Origin of the sequence: Mordavella massiliensis (assembly GCF_016902415.1) — a bacterium.
Taxonomy (GTDB): domain Bacteria; phylum Bacillota; class Clostridia; order Lachnospirales; family Lachnospiraceae; genus Merdimonas; species Merdimonas faecigallinarum.
Window position 1 is genome coordinate 1 of the sequence record NZ_JACJLV010000057.1, and the last position, 10575, is coordinate 10575.

At 48.6% G+C, this 10575-nt stretch carries 10 protein-coding genes and 1 tRNA gene; 5 read left to right on the plus strand and 6 right to left on the minus strand.

All coding sequences use genetic code 11. The features are described 5' to 3' along the window. Positions 1–188: hypothetical protein (locus H6A13_RS11645; protein WP_204909732.1), on the plus strand; the 188-nt coding region annotated here is incomplete at its 5' end. Positions 189–246: 58 nt separating this feature from the next. Here the strand turns inward: H6A13_RS11645 and H6A13_RS11650 are convergent. Beyond that, entirely contained in the window at positions 247–1158 is a 912-nt protein-coding gene (locus H6A13_RS11650; RefSeq protein WP_204909733.1) for a glycosyltransferase family A protein, read from the minus strand. Positions 1159–1234: 76 nt separating this feature from the next. Further along, a tRNA-Trp gene (locus tag H6A13_RS11655) sits at positions 1235–1305 on the minus strand. Positions 1306–1499: 194 nt separating this feature from the next. Between H6A13_RS11655 and H6A13_RS11660 the strand changes: the two genes are divergently transcribed. Next, a complete protein-coding gene (locus H6A13_RS11660; RefSeq protein ID WP_204909734.1) occupies positions 1500–1874 on the plus strand; it encodes a BlaI/MecI/CopY family transcriptional regulator in 375 nt (124 codons plus the stop codon). Continuing rightward, complete coding sequence (locus tag H6A13_RS11665) at positions 1875–3401, plus strand: M56 family metallopeptidase (protein ID WP_204909735.1); 1527 nt, start codon at positions 1875–1877, stop codon at positions 3399–3401. It abuts the gene before it with no gap. Here H6A13_RS11665 and H6A13_RS11670 read toward each other — a convergent pair. The 3 genes from H6A13_RS11670 to H6A13_RS11680 all read right to left on the minus strand — a co-directional run bounded on the left by H6A13_RS11670 (position 3340) and on the right by H6A13_RS11680 (position 5952). Then, the gene (locus H6A13_RS11670; RefSeq protein WP_204909736.1) at positions 3340–4461 is read right to left on the minus strand and encodes an SLC13 family permease; all 1122 of its coding nucleotides are present in this window, start codon (positions 4459–4461) and stop codon (positions 3340–3342) included. The two genes, H6A13_RS11665 and H6A13_RS11670, sit on opposite strands and share 62 nt — an antisense overlap. 39 nt (positions 4462–4500) lie before the next feature. Continuing rightward, entirely contained in the window at positions 4501–5151 is a 651-nt protein-coding gene (locus tag H6A13_RS11675) for a YczE/YyaS/YitT family protein (RefSeq protein ID WP_204909737.1), read from the minus strand. A 141-nt stretch (positions 5152–5292) separates the two neighbouring features. Continuing rightward, on the minus strand, positions 5293–5952 hold the full coding sequence (locus H6A13_RS11680) for an ECF transporter S component (protein ID WP_204909738.1): 660 nt from the start codon (positions 5950–5952) through the stop codon (positions 5293–5295). Positions 5953–6173: 221 nt separating this feature from the next. Between H6A13_RS11680 and coaBC the strand changes: the two genes are divergently transcribed. Together coaBC and H6A13_RS11690 are read left to right on the plus strand one after the other, a co-directional pair. Next, on the plus strand, positions 6174–7376 hold the full coding sequence (gene coaBC / locus H6A13_RS11685) for a bifunctional phosphopantothenoylcysteine decarboxylase/phosphopantothenate--cysteine ligase CoaBC (protein ID WP_204909739.1): 1203 nt from the start codon (positions 6174–6176) through the stop codon (positions 7374–7376). Positions 7377–7572: 196 nt separating this feature from the next. Continuing rightward, complete coding sequence (locus H6A13_RS11690) at positions 7573–8859, plus strand: aspartate aminotransferase type Ic (protein ID WP_204909740.1); 1287 nt, start codon at positions 7573–7575, stop codon at positions 8857–8859. Between the two features lie 53 nt (positions 8860–8912). On the opposite strand, the gene H6A13_RS11695 is transcribed toward H6A13_RS11690, so the two are convergent. Beyond that, positions 8913–10403 carry a rhamnulokinase gene (locus H6A13_RS11695; RefSeq protein WP_204909741.1) on the minus strand — a complete coding sequence of 497 codons (1491 nt, stop codon included), beginning with the start codon at positions 10401–10403 and terminating at the stop codon, positions 8913–8915. Positions 10404–10575 lie beyond the last annotated feature (172 nt).

Here is a 10575-nt window from a genome sequence, read left to right on the forward strand (position 1 = left end):
AGCAGGATATTCCTGAGTATGAAATTGTTGCATCATTGATTTTCTCCTTTCATTATAGAAAACAAAACAAACCGTTGCAACCTTTAAGTGAGCTCAAAAAAGGTCTGGATATAAATGGCGGAAACCGCCGGATAAAAATGGACAGCCAGAAGATCCGGCCCATTAGGGAGACAGAACTCTCCCGTTGATTGTCTGTTCATTATAGTGGAAAGGCCCTTAAAAAACAAGATGGCAGAATAGACAAATCTATCCCCTGCCATCTTGTTTCCGGGCAGATGCGATCCGGACAGCCGCAGCCATTCCCCCGTCCCCATACGACGGATTCCTCATGAAATCCTTCGCAGATTCGCTTAGTTCCTGATCCTTTTCTATTGAATACATCATCTCGTTTTCCCAGCCGGACAATCTGAAGCCGGATATTGCCTCCATATCCAGAAGCACATCCGCAAGATTACTGCGGTAACTATCAAAATGCTTTTGTATAAGATAGCGCATCAGTTCACGCCGCTTTTCCATGCTTTTTATATTTGCAGACACTGGTGACGTCCGGTATTGGATCAGCGGTTTTTCAACAATCCCCGCATGAGCATCCGGTGCGGTTTCCAGCATACTCAGGAAAAAATCCCAGTCTTCAAATCCTGACCGCATGGATTCATCATACCCTCCGCACCGTTCAAACGCTTTCTTGCGAAGGATATGGGTTGCCGGACAGCAATTGTGGGATAAAAAAGGTACGATATTGCCGCCCGAAGGACGCACGATCGCATCCAGCGTTCCGAATGTACGCATCCAGGAGGAGGCAATTACCATAGAAGGATGTTCCAAAAGTAAATGATACACCTTTTCTATATATTCTTTTTCAATCCGGTCATCTCCATCAAGAACCAGCACCATGGAAGAATGGGCTGAGCGGATTCCTGTATTTCTTGCAGCTGATACTCCCTGATTCTCCTGAAACTGTATGATAACCGGGACAGGAAAATCCGGACTGTTTTTCATCTCTCCCAACACAGCAAGTGACTCTTTATCTGTTGATCCGTCATCAACGATAATAATTCTTTCAGGAAGCAGGGTCTGACTGCATACAGACCGGACCGCTTCCAGGATCATAGTTCCCTGATTATAACTGGTGATAACTGCCTCAATATCTCTTTTCATATCGAATCATGTCCTTTATCTTTCAAAATCAAAAAATCCCGGAAAGCCTTTTTTATCGGCTTTCCGGGATTTTCAGCAGGGGATGAGAGAATCGAACTCCCGCCAAAGGTTTTGGAGACCCCTATCATACCACTTGACCAATCCCCTGTATGCATTTATTGCACTAGATATTTATACCATATCCGGAGAGGATTTGTCAATCACAAATTCTAAAACTTATCAAAACAATTCTTATCCTTCCGAATTGACTTTTCTACATCTGTAGAATATAATAGTTCTACAGATGTAGAATTTGTTTTCAAACCTAATTTTCAAATAGAAATGAAGGGAGGCGACACCTGATGAAGAAAATGACTCATCTTCCGGAAAGTGAACTGGAGATCATGCAGATCATCTGGGCAGAACCTGCGCCCGTATCCCGGATGACCATTGAGCAGGCGCTGGAAAAGATCCATCCTCTTGCCCCCACGACTATCCTGACTCTCCTGACCCGTCTGTGTGAGAAAGGATTTCTGTCACTGGAAAAAGAAGGACGGACCAATCTCTACCGTCCTCTGATCAAGCAGAAAGATTACCTGGCGTCAGAAAGCCGCTCCTTCCTGGACCGGATGTTTGGCGGATCGGTAGCCGGATTCGCTACTGCTCTGTGCGACAGCGGAATTGACAAAGAGGATCTGGAAGAACTGCGGAAAATGCTGGAAAAGGAGGTGTTCTAAATGACCGACTTCATGCTTTTTTTCCTGTTTCGCCTGTTCTGGGCCTTGTTTCTTGGTTTTGCACTGACAGGATCTCTCAAAAGCACCTGGAATGCCGAACACGGGCGAAAGGGACCGCTATGGGGGGTTCGAAGCGACAACAATACCGTTGTCTTTCTGGATCCTCTGGTCCTCCCGCTTTGCATCGTCTTTTACATTAGCTTGTGCCTTCTGTTCTTCGGATGGGAAAAAAGCCGGGGCTACATCTTCAGTCTGGGCGTAGATCTGTTTTTCTTTATCAGCGTCTATTTTGTCCTGGTGTTATTTCTGCTGCCTGCTTTACGGACCCGATACACCGCCAGAACCTGCGCCACATTCTGGGTGATACCGGTCTTCCTGTTTTATCAGCCAACTGTTATTTACAACTATGATCACCTTCCCCTTCCGGTCAGACCTGTTTTTTACGTGCCTCGCGCCGTTATCTATACCCTTCTTCTGGTCTGGCTTGGTGGATTCGCGCTGCTCTTTGCCTGGCAGGTTTTCTCCCATCTTCGCTTTTCCAGAATGCTGAAAACACATTCCCATCCTGTGGAAGACTTAGAAATTCTCGCTATCTGGGCCCGGGTAAAGCGTGATCTGGAGATCGGAGATCTGACCCGCCCTCTGGGACTTCGCTTCAGTTCCATGATCCGCACGCCCCTGACCATCGGCATGTACCGTTCCAACTGGATAACCTACCTTCCGGAACGGGATTATTCCGAAGAGGAAATGGAGCTTATTTTTTCCCATGAACTCCACCATATCCAGAGGCACGACACCCACACCAAATTTTTCCTGGGGTTTGTCAATGCCCTGGGCTGGTTCCACCCGCTGGTCTGGCTGGCAGTGAAAAAAGCAGAAGAAGATCTGGAGCTGTCCTGCGACGAGATCGTTTTAAAAGACGCCGACCCTTCTACCCGGAAAAAATATGCAGAACTTCTGCTCTCCATTGCCGGCGACGGCAGGGGGTACACCACCTGTCTCTCCGCTTCTGCAAAGACACTCTGCTACCGGCTGAAATCCACAGTTTCTGCCAGAGAAAAGCGGTTGGGCCTTCCTCTTCTTTTCCTTACAATTATAATTAGCAGTTTGTTAATGGGAAATGTAAATCTTTCCACAGACCGTGGAAAGATGACGGAAGTGACAGGGCTGACCAGTGCAGACATTGCAGAAGCCAGCTTTTATCCGGAAGGGACAGATCATCCGGAAGCGGAGATCCCTCTTGCGGACCCGGAATCCGTCTCCCGGTTCCTGAGTGAACTGGAGATGGAAACATACCTGACAAGCTACGGCGAAGCAAGCACCGCGGATACTCCGACTTTGTACGGCATTTTATCGGAAACAGGCCAGTCCTTTTTCTTAACAGAGGACTGCCTGACTATCTACGAAGTGGCCGATCATAAGCTAAGTTCCAGGCAGTACCATGTAACCTGTCCGCCCAAGTGGTCTAGGATAACAACAGGGCCTCCCCGGACAGGATCAGCAGAAACAGAAGATTCCAGAAAGTAAAGATCAAAAGAAACCGTCCCCTGCTTTCCGGATAATCCCGGGTAAAGATCTTATAAGATATAAGGCTGGCAAGAGAAGCGATCAAAGTTCCCAGGCCGCCCAGGTTCACGCCGGTCAGCAAGGCGGAAAAATCTTTGCTGAACCCGGATAACAGGATGGCTGCCGGAACATTGCTGATCACCTGGCTTGCCAGAACGCCGGTCATCAGTTCTCTGCCTGCCACCAGTTCCATCAGAAGTTCACTGATCTGCGGGATCCGTTTCATGTTTCCCACAAAAATAAAGAAAAACAAAAAGGTCAGCAGAAGAAAATAATCCACTTCCAGGTATAGACGCTTATTGACCACTCCGATCACTACGATCACCAGCAGCAGGACCGGTATATAATTCAACACATGAAACACCACAAGAAGACACAAAATTAACAGCATTAGAAACGGAAAAATTTCTTTTATAATTTCTTTTCCTGTTTTTTTCTTCTTTTCCCGTATTTCCAGATCCATCAGAGGCTCGTCTCTTCCTGCTATCACCGCAGCCATCAGAAGCACCAGGGAAAGCCCGGCATAGGGAAGGACCGCCAGGGCAAATTCTCCCAGGGTAAGTCCGGAGATGGAGTAGAGATAAAGATTCTGGGGATTTCCGATAGGTGTGGCCATGCTGCCCAGATTTGCCGCAATGGTCTCCAGTACCACCAGCTTTACCAGCCGGTCTGTTTCCCCGATCATGCGGAACACCAGCATGGTAAAGGGGACGAAGGTGATAAGAGTCACGTCGTTGGTGATCACCATGCTGCTAAGGAAACACAACAGGACCATCACTGCGGACAACGCCCGGATACTCCTGGCCCTGCGCAAAAGGAAATGGCCCATTCTGGCGAAGACGCCTTTGGACTGAAAGCCGGCCACGATGATCATCAGGCAGAATAATAAGGCAATGGTCCGGTAATCCGGGTAGGCAAGATACTCCCCGTCCGGCGTCACCAAAAAAGCGGAAAACACCGCCAGAAAAAAGGCGATGCAGCACACCGTCTCATTTTTCCAGATATTCTTAAGAATCCTCATTTCTCTGCCTCCGTAACATCATTTCTCACTAAAACGCTCTTATTTTCTAAGGATCGGCTCGCTGACATGGACCCGGAAAAACTGGATCAAAGGTCCGTTAAAAAGCGCATTGCAGATAGTCCCTATGCCGATGATCATCCACAAAGGATCGCCGGCCGCCAGGCAAAATACCACGCCAACGATCACGACCGTTACATCACTTAAAACGCGGGCATACTGGAACTTTAATTTCCCGCGGGTAATCTTTTCCAGGATCACCGCCACCGAATCATACGGCGCGATCCCCATCTTCGCGGCCATATAAAGGGCTACGCCAAGACCCGCGAAGACACATCCCAGCGCCAGTGCCCCGATCCGCAGGGGAAGCGTCATCTCTATATGTGCCACATCCTGTACCAGAAAGCAGATCAGATCCGCGCCATATCCCACGCAGACCATATTTACGATCGTTCCGGCTCCGATACACTCTCTGGCCAGCAGACATACCACCACCAGGATTGCCGCATTCATGATCAACTGCCAGGTTCCAAACTGCATGTCCAGAAATCCGCTGATCCCAAGGTTCATGCAGGTAAATGCATCTACTCCAAACCCGCTTAACCGGTAGCTTCCCACGCACATGCTGATAAATGCAATCCCTGCCACCATCATCACTGTACGCTTTGCCAACATTTTGTCGGACGTTTTCATATGTCTGTTCCTCCTGTTCATCCATTTCTTTCTTCCGACATTCTATTATAAACGATTACAAAAAAAGCCATGAGATACAAATGTTTTCACATGCAGTCAAAATGTATCCTCATGGCTTTTTATTTTTTATATCCTTTGATTCTAAAGCACACTCATCGGACTGCCGGCCGAATGGATATTCATCTTTCGAAATACTCCTACCAGGACTTTTCCAAGCGCCAGCACCAGCACTGCCGCCGCAATTGCCTCCGGGATACCGGACGCTGTGATGGTTCCCATGATCAGTCCCCATACTGCGCTGACTCCCACTTCTCTTGCCTGGGCATACTCTCTTGCAAACATCAGATAAATACTTCCCATGACTGTCACTGTATTTACCATGGATCCTACAAATCCCACAACCGGAAGTGCGATCAGCTGACTCATCTTAAGCTTCATAAGAAGCATCCACAGCCAGCCTGAGATCAGGCCGATCAAGATCCTGCATCCTACAGAGATCCAGATTGCTTTCAGCGCGCCTGGAATTCCCGTTGTACTCATAAACGGCGAAAACGCAAAGGATAATAATGTAGGGGCCATTGTGTTGCTGATCAGCGAACAGATTCCAAATACCCCGCCCAGGATTGCTCCTGCAGACGGTCCCAGCAGAATCGCGCCGATGATCACCGGAATGTGTACAGTTGTCGCCTTAATCACCGGAAGCTGGATCATGCCAAGCGGTGTGTTCGCCAGGACAATAACGATCGCTGCCATAAGTGCAACACTGACCATCCATCGGGTGTCGTGTTTCTTCGTCTTCATATTCAATTCCTCCTTGTTATCATTCCCGCCCTGTGCGGGATACAATACAATTCCTGAAACATTATAGCACCACCGTATAAGATCATACAAGAGTTTTCTGTCCTGAAATCAAAGCCTGTCCTTGCCTCTCTTCCTTCCCGCATGGTACAATAATCCCATGATCCAATATGACAGGGATCCTGAGCCCTGATCTACATTGATTAAGAAAGGCTGGTTATCATATGTTAAAAGGAAAAACCGTTCTTCTCGGCGTCACCGGAGGCATCGCCGCCTACAAAAGCGCTTCTCTTGCCAGTATGCTGGTAAAATCCGGCGCAAATGTAAGGGTGATCATGACAGAACACGCCACAAATTTTATAAATCCCATTACTTTTGAAACACTGACCGGACACAAATGTGTCACTGACACCTTTGACCGGAATTTCGAATTTCAGGTGGAACACATTTCCCTGGCAAAAGAGGCCGATGTAATCATGGTGGCTCCTGCCACCGCAAATGTGATCGCCAAGCTGGCCCACGGCCTGGCGGACGACATGCTGACCACCACGATCCTGGCAAGCAGCGCGCCCAAGCTGATCGCGCCTGCCATGAATACCGGCATGTATGACAATCCGGTCACCCAGGACAATCTCCTGCTCCTGCAAAAATACGGCATGGAAGTGATCGAACCTGCCACCGGCCATCTGGCCTGCGGGGACGAAGGAAAAGGGAAAATGCCGGAGCCGGAGCTTTTATATGAATACATCTTAAAAGCCTGTGCCTGCAAAAAAGATATGAAGGGACTAAAAGTCCTGGTTACCGCCGGCCCCACACAGGAAGCCGTGGACCCGGTCCGTTTCCTGACCAATCACTCCTCCGGGCGCATGGGATACAGCATCGCAAAAGCCTGTATGTTAAGAGGCGCGGACGTGACCCTGGTGACCGGACCGACCAGGTTAACAGCTCCCATCGCTGTAAATGTGATCCCGGTCATTTCTGCAAGAGACATGTTTGAAGCCGTCACCAGCCACAGCCCGGATATGGATATCATCATCAAGGCCGCAGCTGTAGCGGATTACCGCCCGGCAAAAGTTTCCGAAGAAAAGGTGAAAAAATCAGACGACAATGCCTCCCTTGTGCTGGAGAGGACCGACGACATCCTCCGGTATCTGGGCGAACACAAGCGTCCCGGCCAGTTCCTGTGCGGCTTTTCTATGGAGACAGAGCACATGCTGGAAAATTCAAAGAAAAAGCTGGAAAAGAAGCATCTGGACATGATCGCAGCCAATAACCTGAAAGTTCCGGGCGCAGGATTTGAAACCTCCACCAATGTGATCACCATCATCACCCCGGATTCCGTGCGGGAACTGGAACTGATGAGCAAAGAGGACGCAGCCTTCTGTCTGCTGGATGAGATCCTTGCCAGAAGAAGCCGGGCAAAGTAGTCTGACTTTATGAAAATTCCTCGTCTCTTTTTTAACGATTTTGCATTTTGAAAACACGGATATTTCAATTTCCATTCTGTTTTTGCCTTTAAGCGTATATTTTGCCATATTTTTTGCAAGAATCTATTGACGGAACGTCAAATTGCCGTTAAAATGTTGAAATTGAAGGATGCAAAAAAGAGTGGAGGATGGAAAAGTGACAGCATACGAAGAATTATCAAAAGAAGAATTATTAGAATTAAAAAGCAAACTGGAAGCTGAATTTGAAGAAGTAAAGGCACAGAATCTGAACCTGGATATGTCCAGAGGCAAGCCGTCTACCGCACAGCTGAACCTCTCCATGGGCATGATGGACGTACTGACCAGCGATTCTGACCTGAAATGTACCGAAGGCGTAGACTGCCGCAACTACGGCGTCCTGGACGGAATCGCCGAGGCAAAACAGCTTCTTGCAGATATGATGGAAGTACCAAAGGACAATATCGTCATCTTTGGGAACTCCAGCTTAAATGTGATGTTCGATACCGTTGCGCGCAGCATGACTCATGGCGTAATGGGCAGCACTCCCTGGTGCAAACTCGATAAAGTAAAATTCCTGTGCCCGGTACCGGGATATGACAGACATTTTGCCATCACCGAATATTTCGGCATTGAGATGATCAATGTACCCATGACACCGGAAGGACCGGATATGGACATGGTAGAAGAACTGGTAAGCTCCGACCCGGCCATCAAAGGTATCTGGTGCGTACCGAAATACTCCAACCCGCAGGGCATCACCTATTCTGACGTAACGGTCCACCGTTTTGCAAAACTGAAACCAGCAGCGGAAGATTTCCGCATTTACTGGGATAACGCATACGGCATCCACCATTTATATGAAGATAAACAGGATTATCTCATTGAAATCCTGATGGAATGTAAAAAAGAAGGCAATCCGGATATGGTCTACAAGTTCTCTTCTACTTCCAAGATCAGTTTCCCTGGCTCCGGCATCGCTGCGATCGCCGCATCTGATGCAAACCTGGCAGACATCCGGAAGATGATGAAGATCCAGACCATCGGCCACGACAAACTCAACCAGCTCCGCCATGCAAGATACTTCAAAAATATCCACGGCATGGTAGAGCACATGAAAAAGCACGCAGACATCATGCGTCCCAAATTCGACATCGTGCTGAACACCTTCGAAAAAGAGCTTGCCGGACTGGGCATCGGTTCCTGGCTCGCTCCACGCGGCGGATACTTCATCTCCTTTGATTCCATGGACGGCTGCGCAAAAGCCATCGTGGCAAAGGCAAAAGAAGCCGGCCTGATCATGACACCTGCAGGGGCCACCTTCCCGTATGGAAAAGACCCCCATGACAGCAACATCCGTATCGCGCCGTCATATCCGACGGTAGAAGAACTGAAACTGGCCACCGAGATCTTTGTATTAAGCGTAAAATTAGTCAGCATCGAAAAGCTGCTGGCGGCGAAATAAAAAAGTGACGGGGGACGGGGGATTTCTAGAAATCCCCCGTCCCCCGTCACTTTTTAGTTGTCAATCTCTTTAAATCTCTGATAGGCGTTCTCTATTGCCTTTCTTACTTCTATTTCATCATTTGGGATAAAGGTGGTCATTGTTTCTGCCCGGCGGATCGTCTCTCTGGCCGTCTCCTCATCCGCAATTTCTCCCAATGCTTTCAGCTGAATTACAAGATTTCCCAGGGCTGTTGCTTCTACCGGCCCGGCGATCACCTGTTTCCTGCAAATATCGGCTGTCATCTGACACAGCATTTCGGATTGTGCGCCGCCGCCAAGGATCTGCAGCTTCTCAATCCTTCCTGCGCTCTTTTGAGCATGCGGCCTCTTCTCCTCCTCTTCTGCCATGCCCTGCTCTAGTTTTTCCAGCTCTCTTCGATATTTGAGCGCCAGACTTTCATAGATGCATCTGACAACCTCTCCAGCGCTTTCTGGCGCCCTCTGGCCCGTCTTACGGCAGAAAGCCTGTATCTTCTCCGGCATATGCCCGGGAAAGGCAAAATCCGGCGAATTCGGAGCAATAAAGCACTGAAATGGATCGCACAATGCCGCCTGCCGTTCCAGTTCGTTATAAGAAGCCATTCTGCCTTCCGCCGTCCATTCCCGTCTGCACTCCTGTAAAAGCCACGTTCCAACAATATTCATAATACACTGAATATCCCGGTAAGGGCCCTGCTCATTTGATATTCCAAGCTCAAATCCAAGATCCGTCAGGATCGGCTGTTTCCGCTCCACTCCCAGAAGGCTCCAGGTGCCGATATTTAGGAACGCCGTCGAGTCCGGATCTTCTGTCATAGCTGCCCCGGCGCTCTGCGTATCATGACCGGCCACGGCGATCACTTTGACCGGTTTTGTCCCCTTACCTGTATATTCTCCAATCACAGTGCCGCTGTCCGTCAAAGGTGCAAACAAAGTCTCCGGAATCTGATATGCCTCCAGAACCCGCTGATTCCAGCTTCGGCTCACCGGTTCCAGCATCTGCGTCGTACAGGCGATCGTCCGCTCACAGACCGCATTTCCGCAAAGGAAATAATTGATCAGATCAGGCATATGTAAAATCTTAGCCGTCTGATTCCATAATTCCGGTTCCGTCTCCTTAAGAGCAAGGATCTGATACAGCGAATTGGTGGCATACGTCTGATTTCCACACATCTGAAATAATTCTTTTGCCGAAAATTTCTCCTGTGCCTTCCCTGTCATGCCTTCCGTACGGCGGTCCCGGTAATGAACCGGCGGCATCAAAAGCTTTCCCTTCTTATCTAAAATGCCAAAATCAGCGCCCCAGGTATCAATCCCGATACTGTCAATATCTCCTGCCATCTCAATCGCATGTTTTACTTCCCCAAGAAGCAGATCAAAGTCCCAACATAAATATCGTCCTTTCTGAACCGGTACATTTTCAAACCGGTAAATTTCCTGATATGTCAGTGATCCATCCTGATATTCTCCCCTGACTGCCCGTCCGCTGGATGACCCCAGGTCGATAGCCAGTACTCTTGCCATTACAATTCGCCTTCTTTCTTCTATAAAAAAAAATCAAGGACTTTTGTCCTTGACCTTATCTTACATATACCTTCAAAACTGCATATAAGAAACTTCATCCTGCCTACCGACCTTCTTTGGTCATGCCCTCGACCGATTAGTAGCAGTCAGCTCCATACATTACTGTACTTCC